The sequence below is a fragment of the Streptomyces scopuliridis RB72 genome, from assembly GCF_000718095.1.
GTDB lineage: Bacteria > Actinomycetota > Actinomycetes > Streptomycetales > Streptomycetaceae > Streptomyces > Streptomyces scopuliridis.
In genome coordinates, this window is sequence record NZ_JOEI01000009.1 from 254,371 (window position 1) to 271,895 (window position 17,525).

Genomic DNA, 17,525 nt, shown 5'->3' on the forward strand with positions numbered 1-17,525 from the left:
GTCCCGCGCGCGGGCGCGCACAACTGGGCGCGTGAGAGGCGTACTTCCGGCAGCGGCCCCGCCCAGCCGTGGGCGGTGACCGAGAGCCAGAAGCGGTTCGCGTCGGTCAGCGTGTCGCCGGCCGTGAGCCCCAGCGCGTCCGCGAGGACCGTGCACCGCTGGTCGGCCATGTCCTTGACCGGGAGCCTGCCGGACAGCAGCAGCTTTCCGCCCGCTTCGAGATAGCGGACCAGCCTGCGCTGGAGCTCCGCTCCCAGATGCTCGCCCGTGGCCAGCGCGAGCACCGGCACGCGCGCCGGGTCGAGGTCGCCCGCCTGGAGGTTCACGCTGCGGTAGCGGAAGCCGCCGAGCAGCATCGCGCGGGCCAGCGAGCCCCGGGGTCCGGCGCCGCGCGTGTTCACCGCTTCGTCCAGCACGTGCTGTACCGACGCGAGCTTCGGCGGGTGGTATTCGGTCAGATAGTGATCGGGTACGAAGCCGAGCGCCATCTCGTCGTAGGTCGCCCGCATCGGCGCGAGGACCTCGGCCAGCCCGCCCATGGCACGTACCGTCCGGCGCGTCGACGCGTAGCTGACCCCCGGCCGGCCCTCCGGATCGACCGGCGCCGCGAAGCCGTGCCGCTCGCCCGTGATGCCGATGCGGTCGTTCCCGTCGCCCGCCGGCTTGTCGAGCTTCGGGTTGAACCCGCCCGCGAACAGGTAGTAGTTGATCATTTTCGCGCCCTGTGCGACACAGAGGCGGGTCTTCAGATCGACTCCGGACGGGCTGGTCTGACTGTCCATGTTCTGCCCGTAATCGGCGTGACCCGCGTCGAACTCCAGCGCCGTGACGGGTTGATCCTTGTCATTGATCGCGTCCATGAACGCATTGATCAGATACAGATCGGTGACATTGCGCAGGGTCAGATCGCCCAGATAGAAGTCCGCGCCCGAGATCGTCCCCTCGACCCCCGCGTAGGTCTCCATCAGCTGGCTGATGCCGATGGGGAAGGGCTCGGCACGGCTGTCGGAGGTGCCGTGGATGTTGATGACGAACGGGACGCCCGTGACGCCGTGTTCCCCGGCGGCCCGGCGCAGTTCGGTGACGTACCGCGCGAAGCGGCCCCGCATGAACCGGCCCAGATCGTGCATCAGGGCCGCGCCGTACGCGTCCTCGGGGTTGCGGATCGCCTTGCGCCGTCCGGCCAGGTCCTTGTCGGCGAACGGATAGCGGCCGGCCAGCCCGTCCCCGTACTCCGCGCGCAGCCAGCCGTCGAAGTCGGCCGTCAGATGGTCCGTGAGATCGGGCGAGTTGCTGACCCAGGCCAGCATGCCGATCTCGTTGTCGAGCTGTACGGAGACGACGGGGCCGCCCCTGCCGTGCAGCCGCTGCGCGAGCACCGGCATCACCGCCGCGTACCAGCGGCGCGCCTCCTGGAGGAAGGCGGGCGCGAGGTAGTCGACGGTGGGGGTGGTGGCGGGGGCGTCGTACCAGCCGGTGGAGACGATCTCCGGGTGGTCCTCGCGCACCCGGTCGGGGACGCCCTCGCCCTTCAGTTCGGCCATGGTGAAGGGGCCGGGGCGGGCGATGAACAGGAAACCGTTGCGATGGCAGAGATCGATGAAGGCGCCGAGGTCGCGCTCGGGGCGGGTACGGCCGGTGACATCGATGGTGCCGTCCGGGAGTTCGTGCCACATCCAGGGGATGTACGAGGCGATCGTGTTGAGGCCGGCGGCCTTCGCCCGGTCGAGCCGTGACTGCCAGTCCGCCCGCTTCAGCCGGAAGTAGTGGATCTCGCCGGCGAGGACGAGCGCGGGCTCGCCGTCGATGAGGATCTGTTTGTTCCGGTACGAGACGGAGCCGGCCGGGGCCCGGTCGGCGGGCTCCCCCTGCGCGGCCTGCGCGGCGTACGCGGCCGGGGCGGTCCGGGCGGACAGGCCCGCTCCGGCGAGTGTGCCGAGGGCGGCGCCGCCCAGGACGGTGCGGCGGCGTGGTGCGGGGACATGCGTCATGGCGTCGTACTTCCTCAATGGAAGAGAACGGGTGGCGGCTCTTCGGAAGGCGGCTCTCCAGTGGGGAACGGGTGGCGGCTCCTCGGAGCGGATGGCAGCATGTATGCGCTGCCTGTATGCGCATACAGAACCCTGGGGCAGGCTTCTCGACACCCACAAGAGTCCGCCTGGTTACGCTTCCGTAACGGGAAGAGCCCTCCACCGCAAGGGAAAGGCCGTACCGACCCCATGACTCCGTTCCGCCCCGCCCCCTCCTGGCTGGCCGACGCCGTCTTCTACCAGATCTACCCGCAGTCGTTCGCCGACTCCGACGGCGACGGCATCGGCGACTTCGCCGGCATCACCGGACGCCTCGACCATCTCGCCTGGCTGGGCGTGAACACGGTCTGGCTCAACCCCTGTTTCGCCTCGCCCTTCCGCGACGCCGGGTACGACGTCAGCGACTACCTCAGCGTCGCGCCCCGCTACGGCACCGACGACGACCTCGCCCGCCTGGTGGACGAGGCCCGCCGGCGCGGCATACGCGTCCTGCTCGACCTCGTCGCCGGGCACACCTCCGACGAGCACCCCTGGTTCACGGCCTCCGCCGACGACCCCGAGGACCACCGCTACATCTGGACCGATACGCACACCGGATCCGGGACGGACGCGCCCCCGCCCGCCGGGTTCGTGGCCTCTCCCGGCGCCCGCCCCGGCGCCTATCTGCCGAACTTCTTCGACTCGCAGCCCGCGCTCAACTTCGGTTACGCGCGCACGGATCCGGCCGAACCCTGGCGCCAGGCCCCCGACGCCCCGGGGCCCCTGGCCAACCGCGCCGCCCTGCGGGAGATCATGGACCACTGGCTCGGTCTCGGCCTCGCCGGCTTCCGCGTCGACATGGCCGCCTCGCTCGTCAAGGACGACGCCGGCAAGACCGAGACCCGCAAGCTCTGGACCGAGCTGCGCCACTGGCTCGACGCCGCCCATCCCGAGGCGGCGCTGCTCGCCGAATGGGGCGACCCGGCCGTATCGGTCCCCGCCGGGTTCCACACGGACTTCTTCCTCCAGTTCGGCGGTCCGACCGAGGGACGTCCCCTGCGCTCCCTGTGGAACAACCGTCAGGGCACCGACAATGACGGCTGGGACCCGGTCGACTGCTTCTTCGACCCCGGCGGCAAGGGCTCACCGAGCACGTTCGTGGACGCCTGGCGGGAGGCCGTCGCCGTCATCGGTGACGGCGGCGGGCATGTCGCCCTGCCCACCGCGAACCACGACTTCGCGCGCCTCAACTGCGGCCCGCGCACCGCCGAACAGCTCCCGGCCGCCTTCGCCTTCCAGCTCACCTGGCCGACGCTGCCCGCGATCTACTACGGCGACGAGATCGGCATGCGCTTCATCCCCGGCCTGCCGGACACCGAGGGCAGCGTGCTGGGCCCGCGCTACAACCGGGCGGGCTCCCGCACCCCCATGCAGTGGGACGACGGCCCGAACGCGGGCTTCTCGGCCGTCTCCACCCCGGACAGCCTCTACCTCCCCCTCGACCCCAGCCCGGACCGCCCCACGGTCGCCGCCCAGCGGGCCGACGAGAGCTCACTGCTCCATCTCGTACGCCGCCTGATCGCCCTGCGCCGGGCGACGCCCGAACTCGGCGCGGCGGGCAGCGTCGACGTGCTCCACTCCGGCTACCCGTTCGTGTACGTCCGGGGCGGGCGGTATCTCGTGGTCGTCAACCCCCGCGCGACCCCGGCGACCTGCACGGCGGACGCCCCCGATACCCCTGACACCACACACGCACGCGCGCTCGAAGGCTCCGGCGTGGCGGTGGACGGCCGCACGATCACGGCCCAGGGCTTCGCGTACGGCGTGTTCGACCTCACACCCCAGGAGCCCTCCGTCTGAACGGCGGCCCTGGCCGGCCGGCCGTACCGCTCAGCCGGCCAGGGCTCCCGTACGCCGCTCCGTCGTCGCGATCGTCGCCGAGCCGACCACGCGCGTCCCGTCATACAGCACGATCGCCTGGCCGGGCGCCACGCCGCGTACGGGCTCCTCGAAGCGGACGTGGAGCGTGCCGTCGGTCAGCTCCGCCGTCACCGCCGTCTCACCGCCATGGGCGCGCAGCTGGGCGGTGTAGTCGCCGGGGCCGGTGGGGGCGGTGCCGCACCAGCGGGGCTTGAGGGCCGTCAGGGCCGTGACGTCCAGCGCGGCGGCCGGGCCGACCGTCACGGTGTTGTCGACCGGGGAGATGTCCAGCACATAGCGCGGCTTGCCGTCGGGCGCCGGGTGGCCGATGCGCAGGCCCTTGCGCTGGCCGATGGTGAAGCCGAACGCGCCGTCGTGGCTGCCCACCTTCGTACCGGACTCGTCGACGATGTCGCCCTCCGCCCGGCCGAGCCGGTCCGCCAGGAAGCCCTGGGTGTCGCCGTCCGCGATAAAGCAGATGTCATGGCTGTCGGGCTTCTTCGCCACCGCCAGACCCCGGCGCTCGGCCTCCGCGCGGATCTCGTCCTTGGTGGTGAGCGTGTCGCCGAGCGGGAACATGGCGTGGGCGAGCTGACGCTCGTCGAGGACTCCCAGTACGTACGACTGGTCCTTGGCCATGTCGCTCGCGCGGTGCAGCTCACGGGCGCCGTCGGCGCCCATCACGACCGTCGCGTAGTGGCCGGTGCACACGGCGTCGAAGCCGAGGGCGAGCGCCTTGTCGAGCAGCGCCGCGAACTTGATCTTCTCGTTGCAGCGCAGACACGGGTTGGGGGTGCGGCCCGCCTCGTACTCCGCGACGAAGTCCTCGACGACGTCCTCGCGGAACCGCTCGGCGAGATCCCAGACATAGAACGGGATGCCGATGACATCGGCGGCGCGGCGCGCGTCGCGGGAGTCCTCGATCGTGCAGCAGCCGCGCGCGCCGGTACGGAAGGACTGCGGATTCGCGGAGAGCGCGAGATGCACTCCGGTCACGTCATGGCCCGCCTCGGCGGCACGGGCGGCGGCGACGGCGGAGTCCACGCCGCCCGACATGGCGGCGAGTACGCGAAGAGGGCGGGGGCGCTGGGAATTCTGAGTCATAGCTCAACCAGGGTACGGCCCGGGGGAACCACAGTCGCGCGAGTATGCGTTGACGATCACATGGGCGAGAACACACAAGGCACGACGGGCAGCGGCGCGGGCGGGAGCCGTCGCGCGGGCGGGGGCCGTCGCACACCGGCGGACGGTACGAAGGTCCGCCGCCGGGCGATGCTGATCGGCGGCGCGGCGGCCGTGCTCGGCGGGGGCGTGCTGGCGCGGGAAGAGCTGGGGCATCTCTGGTACCGCGTCCCCGGCGTAGCGAAGCCGCGCAAGGAGGGTGAGCTGGACTACGCGGGCTCCGAGTGGGTGGCGGCGTCCTCCGCGAACTGGCGACGGGCGGACCGGCCGGACGACTACACGATCGACCGGGTGGTGATCCATGTCGTCCAGGGCAGCTATCAGGTCGCACTGAAGGTGTTCCGCGACCCCGGCCATGGCGCCGCCTCGCACTATGTGGTCCGCAAGGACGGCCATGTGGCCCAGATGATCCGCGAGCTGGACGTGGCGTACCACGCGGGCAATCGCGAGTACAACGAGCGCTCCATCGGCATCGAGCACGAGGGATGGGTGGACAACGCCGCGTCCTTCACGGACGCGATGTACCGCTCCTCTGCGCGGCTGACCGCCGACATATGCAGGCGGTACGCGATACCCGTCGACCGCGAGCACATCATCGGGCACGTCGAGGTCCCGGGCACGGACCACACGGACCCGGGGACGAAGTGGGACTGGGACCGGTACATGAAGTTCGTACGGGACGCCTGACCCTCAACAGAGCCCAGGCACGGTGTACTCAGCACCACCCCCGCACTCGGGCCCTACGCCCCGTGTGCCCGCCCTCCCCCGTCCGTAGCGTCGTGGACGAGCGTGAGGGAAGGGCGCGAAGAGCGTCCGAACGGGGAGGGAACACCATGTTTCGTCGTACGAGCACGGCAGAGCGCGCCAGAAGCGCCGAGGCGCTGCGCCTGGTCAAGGTCCGCAAGGTCTACGGGTCCGCCGGGACCGCCGTGACCGCGCTGGACGAGGTGTCGCTGAGCCTCCCCGCCGGGAGCTTCACCGCGGTCATGGGGCCCTCCGGCTCCGGCAAGTCGACCCTGTTGCAGTGCGCCGCGGGGCTCGACCGGCCGGACAGCGGGCTGGTCATGGTGGACGGCGCGGAGATGACCGGCGGCAGCGAGGCCGCGCTGACGAGGTTCCGCCGCCGCCGGATCGGCTTCGTCTTCCAGCAGTACAACCTGCTGCCCGCGCTCACCGTGGAGCGGAACACCACCCTGCCCCTGAAGCTGGCCGGGCGCCGCGTCGACCGGGAACGGGCCCGGGAGATCCTCACCCAGGTCGGCCTGGGCGACCGGCTGAGCCACCGGCCCGACCAGCTCTCCGGCGGTCAGCGCCAGCGCGTCGCCATCGCCCGCGCGCTGGTCACCGAGCCCGCCGTGATCTTCGCGGACGAGCCGACCGGCGCGCTGGACACCCGCAGCGCGCGGGACGTCCTGCGGCTGCTCCAGCAGACCGTACGGGTCCACGGCGGGACGGTCGTGATGGTGACGCACGACCCGGTCGCCGCCTCGTACGCCGACTCCGTGCTGTTCCTCGCGGACGGCCGGCTGGCCGGGCGGCTGACCGCGCCCACCGTGGACGCGGTCGCCGAGCGGCTCGCGCATCTGGGCGACGTGGTGCACCACGACGCGGCCCCGGCGCACCACGACCTGACGGCCGGGGTGTGAGAGATGTTCTCGCTGGCCATACGCTCCATCGCGACGCGTCCCGGGCGCTTTCTCGCCACCCTGCTGTCCGCCTTCCTGGGCGCGGCGATCATCATGGCGTTCCACTCGATGCATGACACCGCGGGCGCCGGGGGCATCGACTCCGCCAGCGCGGAGACGCTCCGGCTGGTGGCGAGCGTGGTCGGGGGTTACGGCGCGCTGCTGGTCTTCTTCGCCGTCGCGTCCACCCTGACCGTGAACGTACGGCAGCGCGGTACGGAGATCGCCCTGCTGCGCGGCACCGGCGCCACCCCGGCGCAGATCACGCGGATGATCGTGGGCGAATCGGCCGCGGTCGCCCTGGCCGGGGCGGTGCTGGCCATCGGTCCGGCGATGCTCGGCGGGCGGGCGCTGCTCTCGGTGTTCCAGGACACCGGCCAGGTCGCCGACGGCGTCGCGTACGCCTTCGGGCCCATAGCACTCGGTTCCGGCCTGGGCATCACGCTGCTGGCGGCGACGGGGGCGGCGTTCCTCGCGGTGCGCCGGGCGACGAAGGCCCTGGCGGGCGCGGCCGAGCCCCGGGGCCGGGGCCGTAACGCCGCCGGGGCCGCCGCGCTCGTCGCCGGTACGGCGGGGGTGTGCGCCACGTTCGCGATGGACTCGACGGCGCCCTCGCTCATGGCCGCGCCGGCCTGCGGCGCCATCCTGCTCTCCGTCGGCCTCGCGCTCTTCGCACCGGCACTGCTGCGGGCCCTGCTGGGCGCGCTGGAGCGGCCCCTCTCCGCGCTCGCCGGGGCGAGCGGCTATCTCACCGTCCACACCATGCGCCACCGCGCCACGCGCCTCTCCGGCGTGCTGATGCCGCTGACCCTCTTCACCGGTATCGCGACGGCCACGCTCACCATGCAGGCGCTGGAGAACGACGCGATCGCGGCGTCCGGTCTCACCAGATCGGTCGAGGACAAGAACCTGGAGACCGTGAACCTCGTGGTCGTCGGCATCATCGTGGTCTTCTCCTGCGTCACGCTGATCAACAGCCTGTACGCGGCGACCTCGTACCGCCGCCGCGAGTTCGGGCAGCAGCGTCTCGTGGGGGCCACCCCGGGACAGGTGCTGGGGATGGTCGGCGTCGAGGGGCTGGCGCTGACGGTGACCGGGGTGTTCTTCGGCACGGTGGCGGGGCTCGCGGGGAGCCTGGCGTTCAGTCTGGTACGTACGGACGAGGTCCTGCCGGGTCAGGGGCCGGGGATCTGGCTCGGTGTCACGGCGGTCGCCGCCGCGGCGACGCTGGTCACCAGTGTCGGTACGGCCCGCAGGGCACTGCGTACCCCGGCGGTGGAGGCGATGGCGACGGCGGCCTGACCACACCGCCCCGCCCCGGCTCCTCCAGGATCAGCTGAGGCCCGCGCTCCTGGCGCGGTCCACGGCCGGGCCGATGGCCTTCGCCACCGCCTCCACATCCGCCGCCGTGGAGGTGTGGCCGAGGGAGAAGCGCAGAGTGCCCCTGGCCAGGTCGGGGTCGCTGCCGGTGGCCAGCAGGACATGGCTGGGCTGGGCCACACCCGCCGTACACGCGGAGCCCGTTGAGCACTCGATGCCCTGGGCGTCCAGCAGCAGGAGCAGCGAATCCCCTTCGCAGCCGGGGAAGCTGAAGTGCGCGTTGGCGGGCAGACGGTGCTCCGGGTCGCCGCCGAGGACCGCGTCGGGGACGGCCGTACGTACCGCCTCGATCAGTTCGTCCCGCAGGGCGCCGATGTCGCGGGCGAAGTCCTCGCGCCGCTCGGCGGCGAGCCTCCCCGCGACGGCGAAGGACGCGATCGCCGGGACATCGAGGGTCCCGGAGCGCACATGCCGCTCCTGGCCGCCGCCGTGCAGCACGGGTACGGGGGTGTACTGACGGCCGAGCAGCAGCGCGCCGATACCGTACGGGCCGCCGACCTTGTGCCCGGAGACGGTCATCGCGGCGAGGCCCGAGGCACCGAAGTCCAGCTCCGTCTGGCCGAGGGCCTGGACGGCGTCGGAGTGCAGCGGAATGTCGAACTCAGCGGCCACCTCGGCCAGTTCACGGACCGGCAGGATGGTGCCGATCTCGTTGTTGGCCCACATGACGGTGGCGAGGGCGACATCCAGCGGATTGCGCGCGACGGCCTCGCGCAGCGCCTCGGGAAGCACCCGGCCGCAGGCGTCGACCGGCAGATACTCGACGGTCGCGCCCTCGTGCTCCCCGAGCCACTCCACCGCGTCGAGGACGGCGTGGTGCTCCACGGGGCTGGCGAGCACCCTGGTCCTGGTGGGGTCGGCGTCGCGCCGGGACCAGTACAGGCCCTTCACGGCGAGGTTGTCGGCCTCCGTACCGCCCGAGGTGAACACCACCTCGCTGGGCCGTGCGCCGAGGGCCTCCGCGAGCGCCTCGCGGGCCTCCTCGACGGTACGGCGGGCCCGGCGCCCGGCGGCATGGAGCGAGGAGGCGTTGCCGGCGACGCCGAACTGGGCGGTCATCGCCTCGATCGCCTCCGGCAGCATCGGAGTGGTCGCGGCGTGGTCGAGGTAAGCCATGATGGTCCCGATTCTACGAGCCGGGACCCGCCGGGCACGCGGCCGGTCCGCCGGAACCCTCCGCGTACGGCTCCACGCCCCGTCAGTCGCGGGGCGCGTCACTCCCGGGGCGCGCGGGCCAGTTGGCGCGACTGGGCCACCAGCCGGTCCGCGCTGTCCCAGACCTCCGCGTCCTCCTCCAGGAAGCCGCCGGCCAGATTGCGGGTGGTGATCGCCACCCGCAGGGGGCCCGGCGCCGGGCGGGAGCGGATGTGCGTGGTCAGTTCGACGGTCGGGGTCCAGCCCTTCAGCCCCAGGTCGAAGGAGGTGGGCGGCAGGGCGTCCACGGTGAGGAGCAGCGAGTACGGATCGGGGTCGCGGCCGTCCGCGAACTCGAACCACGCGCGCATGTCGCCCTGCCCGGAAGGCGCGCCCACCGCCCAGCCGACCGTGGCCGGGTCGATCCGCATGGCGAGGCGGTCCAGCATGGAGAAGTCGCCGGGCGGCGGCGGACCGACGTCCGTGCCGACGCAGCGCTCCAGCGGCGGGATGGCGGGCGGCTTCGCGGCCGTCCGTACGTCGTCGGGCAACGCGTCCAGCTCCCCGTACGAGGCTATGACGCGGAGCCGCTCGACCTCCCGGCCGTCCTCGGCGGTCTGGAAGAGGGACGCCTGTCCGGTGGAGAGCGTGCGGCCGGTCCGTACGGTGACGGTACGCACCACGGCGGGGCCGGGGGTGGACGGCGTGAGGTAGTGGGCCGAGACGGCGAAGGGGTCGGAGTGCGGCAGCGCGTCGCCGAGGGCACGGCCCATCAGCGCCAGCAGATAGCCGCCGTTGGCGACGTTCATGATCGTCCAGCCCGGGGAGAGCTGTGCGTCGTAGACGCCCGGTTCGCGAAGGGTGATGGCGGTGCCGCGGTCGAACTCGCTGTCACCGATGGATGCCTGTGCCATGACAGGTAACCGTACAACAGGACGGTACTAAGCGGTAGCTTACGAAGGTGAGGGCTCCTCGGCAGCGGCCGAGCGCCGGTTCCAGGCCCGCGGCGCCCGCCAGTGGAACCGCATCGCGAGCAGCCGCAGTACGAACGCGGTCAGTACGGCGAACCCGCTGGTCAGCCCGTTGAGCGCGTCGAAGCGGATACAGAGCGCCACCATCGCGGCCCCGACGATGGCCGGGACGGCGTACAGATCGCGGTCCCAGCGCAGCAGCGAGGGCACCTCATTGGCGAGGACGTCACGGAGGACACCGCCGCCGACCGCCGTGGCCAGCCCGAGCGCCGCCGAGGCGGTGAGACCGAGACCGAACTCGTACGCCTTGGTGGTGCCGGTGACGCAGAAGAGGCCGAGCCCCGCGGCATCGAAGACATTGACCGCGCCCTGGATGCGTTCCACCTGGGGATGGAGGAAGAACACGAGCGCGGTGGCCACCAGCGGCATGGAGAAATAGCCGAGGTCGGTAAAGGCGGCAGGCGGGACGGCCCCGATGATCAGATCACGGAGCAGCCCCCCGCCCAGCGCGGTGATCTCGGCCAGTACCGCCATACCGAAGACGTCGAAGTTCTTGCGTACGGCGAGCAGTGCGCCGGATATCGCGAAGACGAAGATCCCGGCGAGGTCGAGCGCATGCTGGACGGAGGGCGTGAAGAGGTCGTGGAGCACTCGGACATTGTGCGGGATCGCCGGGACACGCCCCGAAGGACGGCCCCGGCGGTCCCGGTCCCGAGCGCTTGAGCCCGGCGACCCGCTACTCCTTGGCCGGGCCTTCCGCGTCCTGGGAAGGCGCGTCGGAAGCCACGTCATCGGAAGCCGTGTCACTGGAAGCCGCGTCACCGGGGGCCGGCTTTTCCGTGGACTCGGCCTCTTCCGTGGACTCGGCCTTTTCCGTGGACTCGGCCGGCGTCTCCCCCGCCAGCTCCACCGTCTCCCGCGCCGCCACCGACACCGTGTCCTGGGGACGCTGGTCGGGAGCGTTCTCCGGGTGGTGGCAGGCCGCCTGGTGGCCCGGCGCCAGCTGGATCAGCGGCGGCTCGGTCGTCCCGCAGATCTCCGTCGCCTTCCAGCACCGGGTGTGGAACCGGCAGCCGCCCGGCGGCGAGATCGGCGACGGCACATCGCCCTTGAGCAGGATCCGGTCGCTCTTCCCGCCGCGCCTGCTCGGGTCGGGCACCGGTACGGCCGAGAGCAGCGCCTTCGTGTACGGGTGCTTCGGCGACGTGTACAGCGAGGCACGGTCGGCCAGCTCGACGATCTTGCCGAGGTACATCACCGCGATCCGGTCCGAGACATGGCGGATGACCGAGAGGTCATGCGCGATGATCACGTACGTCAGACCCAGCTCGTCCTGGAGGTCGTCCAGCAGGTTCACCACCTGCGCCTGGATCGACACGTCCAGCGCCGAGACCGGCTCGTCCGCGACGACCAGCTTCGGGTTGAGCGCCAGGGCGCGGGCGATGCCGATGCGCTGGCGCTGGCCGCCGGAGAACTCGTGCGGGTAGCGGTTGTAGTGCTCGGGGCTCAGGCCCACCAGCTCCAGCAGCCGCTGCACCTCCTTCTTCACGCCGCCCTCGGGCTCGATGCCCTGGAGCTTGAAGGGGGTGCTGACGATCCCGCCGATGGTGTGGCGCGGGTTCAGCGAACCGTACGGGTCCTGGAAGATCATCTGTATGTCGCGACGCATCGGCCGCAGCGCCCCGGCGGACAGATGCGTGATGTCCCGGCCCTCGAACTCGACCTTTCCGCCGGTCGGTTCGAGCAGTCGCGTGATCAGCCGGCCCATGGTCGACTTGCCGCAGCCCGACTCGCCGACCACGCCCAGGGTCTCGCCAGGACGCACGTCGAAGGAGAGCCCGTCGACCGCCTGGACCGCTCCGACCTTGCGCTTCAGCACGCCCTTGGTGATCGGGAAGTGCTTGACCAGGCCGGTGACCTTGAGGATCGGCTCGGGTCCTGAACTGTCGGACCCGGACGCGGATCCGGCCCCCGACTCCTGCTCCGGAATCTTCTTCGTCAGCTCAGTCACAGCTTCGGCGCAATCTCTTCGGTCCAGATCTTTTCCCGCTCCGCGCGCGACATATGGCAGGCGGAGAAGTGCCCGTCGGTGATCTCCCGCAGGTCAGGACGTTCCGTACGGGTGAGGTTGTCCTTCGGGACGTCGGCGTACGGGCAGCGCGGGTGGAAGGCGCAGCCGGACGGGACGTTGATCAGGCTGGGCGGGGTTCCCTTGACCGGCACCAGCCGGTCGGTCTGCTCCCGGTCGATGCGGGGCATCGAGCCCAGCAGGCCCCAGGTGTAGGGGTGCTGCGGCTGGTAGAAGACCTTCTCCGAGGAGCCGCGCTCGATACAGCGCCCGGCGTACATCACGAGCAGGTCGTCCGCGATCTCGGCGACGACGCCGAGGTCGTGGGTGATGATGACGACCGCCGAGCGGAACTCCTTCTGGAGGTCCCGGATGAGGTCGAGGATCTGCGCCTGGACGGTCACGTCCAATGCGGTCGTCGGCTCATCGGCGATCAGCAGCTCGGGGTTGTTCACCAGCGACATCGCGATCATCGCGCGCTGGCGCATGCCGCCGGAGAACTGGTGCGGATAGTCGTTGTAGCGCCGGGCCGGCTCGGGGATCCCGACCCGGTCGAGCATCTCGACGGCCCGCGTCTTGGCGGTCTTCTTGTCGACCTTGTTGTGGACGCGGTACGCCTCCACGATCTGCGCGCCGATGCTGTAGTACGGATGCAGCGCGGACAGCGGGTCCTGGAAGATCATCGACATCTTTTGGCCGCGCAGCTGGCGCACCCGCTCGGGGCCCGCGCCGATCAGCTCCTCGCCGTCCAGCCAGATCTCGCCGGAGATACGGGCGCGCTCGGAGCTGTGCAGACCCATGATGCCCAGGGACGTCACGGACTTCCCGGAGCCGGACTCGCCGACGATGCCGAGGGTCTTGCCGGCTTCGAGGTCGAAGCTGACGCCGTCGACGGACTTCACGAGGCCGTCGTCGGTGTCGAAGTGGATACGGAGATCCCGTACGGAGAGGAACTTCCGGGCGGCGCCCTCGGAGCTCTCGCCGCCGGCGGGGCCCGCGTCCGTGTCCGTCTTGCTCACGTCGCTCATGAGAGCCTCACCCGGGGGTCGATCGCGGCGTACACGAGGTCCACCAGCAGATTGCAGAAGACGATGAAGAAGGCGGCGACCAGCGTCACACCCATCACGATGGGCAGGTCGCTCTTGGTCACGCCCTGGATGGCGTACGCGCCCATCCCCTGGAAGGAGAAGACGCGCTCGGTGATGACCGCGCCGCCCAGGAGCAGGGCGAAGTCCATGCCGAAGATGGTGACCAGCGGGGTCAGCGCGGCGCGCAGGCCGTGCTTGACGACGACCTTGCGTTCCTTCAGACCCTTCGCCCGCGCGGTTCTGATGTAGTCCTCGCCCATGGTCTCCAGCATCCCGGCGCGGGTGAGCCGCGCGTAGAGGGCGGAGTAGAGGAAGGCGAGCGTGCACCAGGGAAGGATGAGGTTCCAGGCCCATTGGCCGGGGTTCTCGGAGAAGGGCACGAACTCCAGGTTCTCCCAGATCGTCCAGTGGAAGCTGAACAGGGCGAGGGAGACCAGGCCGGTGAAGAACATCGGCAGCGAGACGCCGGCCAGGGCGACGCCCATGGTCAGCCGGTCGAAGATCGAGCCCCGCTTGAGCGCGGAGAGGACACCGATCGCGACACCGGATATGACCCAGATGACCGCCGCGCCGATGGCCAGCGAGAAGGTGACCGGTATGCGCTGGACGATCTCGGGCCAGACCTCGACATGGGTCTTGAAGGAGTAGCCGAAGCACGGCGCGTTGCACACCGAGGGGTTGGGGCCGAAGTTGTACTCGGCGCCGACCACGATGGCCTTGATGAAGTGCCAGTACTGAAGGTAGAGCGGGTCCTCCAGCCCCAGGTTCGCCTTGATGGCGGCGATGGCGGCGGGATCAGCGCCCTTGCCGACGTACTGGGCGGCCAGTGAATCGGTCGTCTGGCCGCCCAGCCGGGGCACCAGGAAGAAGATCGCGAACGTGACTGCGCTGACCACCAGCAGCAGCAACACCGCGGCGAATACGCGTCGGATGATGTACGCAGCCACAGCCGTGCGGTGCCGGGTCGTACGAGCGGGGTGCGCCCGTACGACCCGGCACCTTCACCTGCCTTTCGGGGGGTGCTGTTTGATGTAACAGGTGTTACTGAGTGTGTTACTGAGTGTCTTGCGGACTTACTTGGACGAGCTCATCAGCACGTAGTCGTACATACCGAGGTACGACTCGGCGACGGTGACGTTGGTCGCCGAATCCGGGCGGTAGAGCAGGTTCTTGCGGTAGAAGAGCGGAACCGCCGAGGCGTTCTCCAGGACCAGCTTGTCGACCTCGGCCCACTTCTCACCGCGGGCGGCGGTGTCGAGGGTGCCGATACCGTCGGTCAGCGCCTTGTTGATCTTCGGGTCGTTCAGCTCCATCAGGTTCGTGCCACCGGACGGCTTGATGGCCGAGCCGTTCACGATCTGGTCGAGGAAGCCGTACCCGGTGGGCCAGTCGGCACCCCAGGCCATCATCATCAGACCGGCGTTGTTGTCGTGGACCCACTTCGGGGAGCCCGCGAAGTCCGTGAAGTACTTGTCCGCCGGGAACTGCTTGATGTCGGCGGTGATACCGATCGCCTTCAGGCTCTGCTGGATCTGCGTCGCGGCCAGGACCTCGTCGGGACGGTCGGAACGCGCCGTCAGCGAGGTCTTGAAGCCCTTCGGCTGACCGCACGCGGTGAGCGCTTCCTTGGCCTTGGCGGCGTCGCCCTTGTTGCCCGGCGTCGGGTACAGGTCGAACTTCTTGTACCCGGCGACCGACGGCGGGATCATCGTGGAGGCGGGCTCACCCTTGACCGCGCCACCGATGGCGTCGACCACTCCGGCCTTGTCCACCGCGTACTGCACGGCCTTGCGGCACTCGATGTTGTCGAACGGCTTCACCTTGACGTTCATCGCCAGGTACTGGAGCGCGCCCGCGTAGGGGTTGTCCGTCTTGGCCTTCTCGGCGGCCTTGACGAGCACCTTCGGCTGCGTCTTGGACTGGAGTCCGGTGCCGCCGATGTCCGCGGTGATCGCGTCGCTGAGCAGGTGCTCGTCGATCGTCGAGGCGGTGACGTTGAACTTCAGCTCGATCTTGTCGGGCAGCGCCTTGCGGATCGGGTCCGTCGCCGGGTCCCACTCGGGGTTCCGGGAAAGCGTCGCGCCGCGGCTCTCGCTGTACGAGTCGAACTTGTACGGGCCCGAGGACACGATGTTCTGGACGTACTCGGCGCCCTTGTCGGCCTTCTGCGGGACCGGAGCGGTCTGCGAGAACGCGGCCAGGTAGTCCATGTCCGCGAACGGCTTGTTCAGCTTGAACGTGATCGTGTACTTGTCCGGCGTCTCGATGGACTTGAGACCCTCGGGCGACTTGTCCTTGTACGGACCCTTGTACTTCTCGCCACCCTCCAGGTACGACTTGAAGTACGTCGGGCCGTTGGAGAGGGCCTCGGGCGCGAAGTTGGAGCGCTCGATGGCGTACTTGACGTCCGCGGAGGTGATCTCCGTGCCGTCCTGGAACTTGACGCCCTTGCGGAGCTCGTACGTCCAGGTCTTGGCGTCGGGGCTGCCCTTGCCCAGGGAGGTCGCCAGGTCGGGAACGACCGTGAGGCCCTCCTTGCCGGCGGCCGGCTTGAACGTCACCAGGGAACGGCCGTACAGGCGGGAGAAGTTCTGCACCCAGCCGTAGTACGTGTTACCCGGGTCCAGGGAGTCCGGGCCACTGGAGTGCTCGTACGTGACCGTTCCCCCCTTCTTGGTGCTGGCGTTGACGATGCTGCTCAGTCCGGCATCGGCCTTCGCGCTGCCGCCCCCATTGCCGCCCTTGTCCTTGCCGCCGCCACTGCCGCAGGCGGTCGCACCGAGTGCCAACGCCAGCGTGACGGCTATGGCCGATGCTGTCTTTCTGCTGTTCACCTGAGGAAAGCCCCCTCGATCGATGGTGCGGCCGGGCCGCGATTACTTGCCACGGGGGTCGAGTGCGTCACGCAGACCATCCCCCAGCAGATTGAAGGCCAGCACGGTGATGAAGATCGCCATGCCGGGAATGACCATGAACATCGGGTCGACCTGGTACAGGTCGACCGCGGAGGACAGCATGCCGCCCCACGAGGACTGCGGCGGGGCGATACCGACGCCGAGGAAGCTCAGAGAAGCCTCGAAGAGGATGTTCGTGGGGATCAGCAGCGTCGAGTAGACGAGGATCGGCGCGATCAGGTTGGGCAGCAGCTCCCGGAAGAGAATGAACGGGCCGCGCGCGCCGAGCGACCTGGCCGCCTCCACGAACTCCCGCTCGCGCAGGCTGAGCGTCTGCGCGCGCACGATCCGGCCGATGTACGGCCAGCTGAAGAAGCCGATGACGAAGATCAGTACGGCGATGCGCAGCGAGAGCCCGTCGAGCCCGAACACGCTGTCCTGGAGCGACGCGGAGATGGAGATCGCGAAGAGGAGCAGCGGGAAGGCGAGGAAGGTGTCCATCATGCGGCTGATGGCGCTGTCGACCCAGCCGCCGTAGAAGCCGGCCACGACGCCCATCACGACGCCGATGACGACGGAGAGCAGTGTGGACCCGGCCGCGACGACCAGGGAGACCCAGGAGCCCTCGATGATGCGGGCCAGGATGTCCCGGCCGGTCTGGGGTTCGACACCCAAGGGGTGGTCCCAGCTGATGCCGCCGAAGCTGCCCTTGGGCGCGAGCAGCGTGGGGTCGACGAGGTCCTGGTTGAAGGCGTTGGGGTCAAGACCGAAGACCGACTGGATCGGTTTGGAGAGTACGGCGACAAGGACCAGCAGGATCACGATGACGCCGCCCGCCATGGCGACCTTGTCCCGCTTGAAACGCGTCCATGCGATCCGGCCGAGCGAACGGCCTTCGATCTGCTTGCCCCCGGCGCCTTCCAGCACCGCTTCCGGCTGCGCCTGCGCCGCCGACCCGGTGGTCTCGATAGGTGCCGTCATTGCGCTGGAGACCCCTCTCGGCCGACGGTGGCCGGCCCATGACCGCCGCTGTAGCGGCTCTTTCACTTCACATGTCGCATGGTGGTCCCCCGGAAAAAGTGGGGGGAACTGCATTTGTCAGCGCTTCGCACACTAGGCCGAGTCCACCTGCTGCAGGGAGTCTTCAGTCCTTTCGCGATCACCCGCCAGTCCCCCCAGGGAATGTTTGCTCAA

General features: G+C 70.0%; 13 protein-coding genes and 1 pseudogene. 4 read left to right on the forward strand and 10 right to left on the reverse strand.

Features of this window, described 5'->3' with window-relative positions:
• Positions 1–122: 122 nt before the first annotated feature.
• Positions 123–1,991 (reverse strand): annotated as a pseudogene (locus tag IF11_RS43185) (beta-galactosidase); the annotation flags it as partial.
• A gap of 228 nt (positions 1,992–2,219) precedes the next feature.
• Between IF11_RS43185 and IF11_RS0113780 the strand changes: the two are divergent.
• Complete coding sequence (locus IF11_RS0113780) at positions 2,220–3,869, forward strand: alpha-amylase family glycosyl hydrolase (RefSeq protein ID WP_030351844.1); 1,650 nt, start codon at positions 2,220–2,222, stop codon at positions 3,867–3,869.
• 30 nt (positions 3,870–3,899) lie between these two features.
• Here the strand turns inward: IF11_RS0113780 and mnmA are convergent, their stop codons facing one another.
• Positions 3,900–5,033, reverse strand: coding sequence for a tRNA 2-thiouridine(34) synthase MnmA (gene mnmA / locus IF11_RS0113785; RefSeq protein ID WP_030351845.1), 1,134 nt, complete (start codon positions 5,031–5,033; stop codon positions 3,900–3,902).
• 60 nt (positions 5,034–5,093) lie between these two features.
• Between mnmA and IF11_RS0113790 the strand changes: the two genes are divergently transcribed.
• The 3 genes from IF11_RS0113790 to IF11_RS0113800 all read left to right on the forward strand — a co-directional run bounded on the left by IF11_RS0113790 (position 5,094) and on the right by IF11_RS0113800 (position 8,098).
• Positions 5,094–5,798 (forward strand): N-acetylmuramoyl-L-alanine amidase, encoded by a 705-nt coding sequence (locus tag IF11_RS0113790; protein WP_078490662.1) that lies wholly within the window; start codon positions 5,094–5,096, stop codon positions 5,796–5,798.
• A 146-nt stretch (positions 5,799–5,944) separates the two neighbouring features.
• Complete coding sequence (locus IF11_RS0113795; RefSeq protein ID WP_030351846.1) at positions 5,945–6,757, forward strand: ABC transporter ATP-binding protein; 813 nt, start codon at positions 5,945–5,947, stop codon at positions 6,755–6,757.
• Positions 6,758–6,760: 3 nt separating this feature from the next.
• The gene (locus tag IF11_RS0113800; RefSeq protein ID WP_030351847.1) at positions 6,761–8,098 is read left to right on the forward strand and encodes an FtsX-like permease family protein; all 1,338 of its coding nucleotides are present in this window, start codon (positions 6,761–6,763) and stop codon (positions 8,096–8,098) included.
• Positions 8,099–8,128: 30 nt separating this feature from the next.
• Here the strand turns inward: IF11_RS0113800 and IF11_RS0113805 are convergent, their stop codons facing one another.
• From IF11_RS0113805 to IF11_RS0113840, 8 genes are all read right to left on the reverse strand, one after another.
• Entirely contained in the window at positions 8,129–9,292 is a 1,164-nt protein-coding gene (locus IF11_RS0113805; protein ID WP_030351848.1) for a cysteine desulfurase family protein, read from the reverse strand.
• 98 nt (positions 9,293–9,390) lie between these two features.
• Positions 9,391–10,224 carry a thioesterase family protein gene (locus IF11_RS0113810; RefSeq protein ID WP_030351849.1) on the reverse strand — a complete coding sequence of 278 codons (834 nt, stop codon included), beginning with the start codon at positions 10,222–10,224 and terminating at the stop codon, positions 9,391–9,393.
• Between the two features lie 39 nt (positions 10,225–10,263).
• Positions 10,264–10,932 carry a trimeric intracellular cation channel family protein gene (locus IF11_RS0113815; RefSeq protein ID WP_030351850.1) on the reverse strand — a complete coding sequence of 223 codons (669 nt, stop codon included), beginning with the start codon at positions 10,930–10,932 and terminating at the stop codon, positions 10,264–10,266.
• A gap of 85 nt (positions 10,933–11,017) precedes the next feature.
• Positions 11,018–12,292, reverse strand: coding sequence for an ABC transporter ATP-binding protein (locus IF11_RS0113820; protein WP_051745868.1), 1,275 nt, complete (start codon positions 12,290–12,292; stop codon positions 11,018–11,020).
• Positions 12,289–13,377: an ABC transporter ATP-binding protein gene (locus IF11_RS0113825; RefSeq protein ID WP_030351852.1), complete on the reverse strand. Its 1,089-nt coding sequence runs from the start codon at positions 13,375–13,377 to the stop codon at positions 12,289–12,291. Before IF11_RS0113825 ends, IF11_RS0113820 begins: the two co-directional genes overlap by 4 nt.
• Positions 13,374–14,384 (reverse strand): ABC transporter permease, encoded by a 1,011-nt coding sequence (locus IF11_RS0113830; protein ID WP_030351853.1) that lies wholly within the window; start codon positions 14,382–14,384, stop codon positions 13,374–13,376. The genes IF11_RS0113825 and IF11_RS0113830 overlap by 4 nt, the downstream gene beginning before the upstream one ends.
• A 126-nt stretch (positions 14,385–14,510) precedes the next feature.
• Positions 14,511–16,271 (reverse strand): ABC transporter substrate-binding protein, encoded by a 1,761-nt coding sequence (locus tag IF11_RS0113835; RefSeq protein ID WP_030351854.1) that lies wholly within the window; start codon positions 16,269–16,271, stop codon positions 14,511–14,513.
• A 42-nt stretch (positions 16,272–16,313) separates the two neighbouring features.
• Positions 16,314–17,312: an ABC transporter permease gene (locus tag IF11_RS0113840; RefSeq protein WP_030351855.1), complete on the reverse strand. Its 999-nt coding sequence runs from the start codon at positions 17,310–17,312 to the stop codon at positions 16,314–16,316.
• Positions 17,313–17,525: the final 213 nt, after the last annotated feature.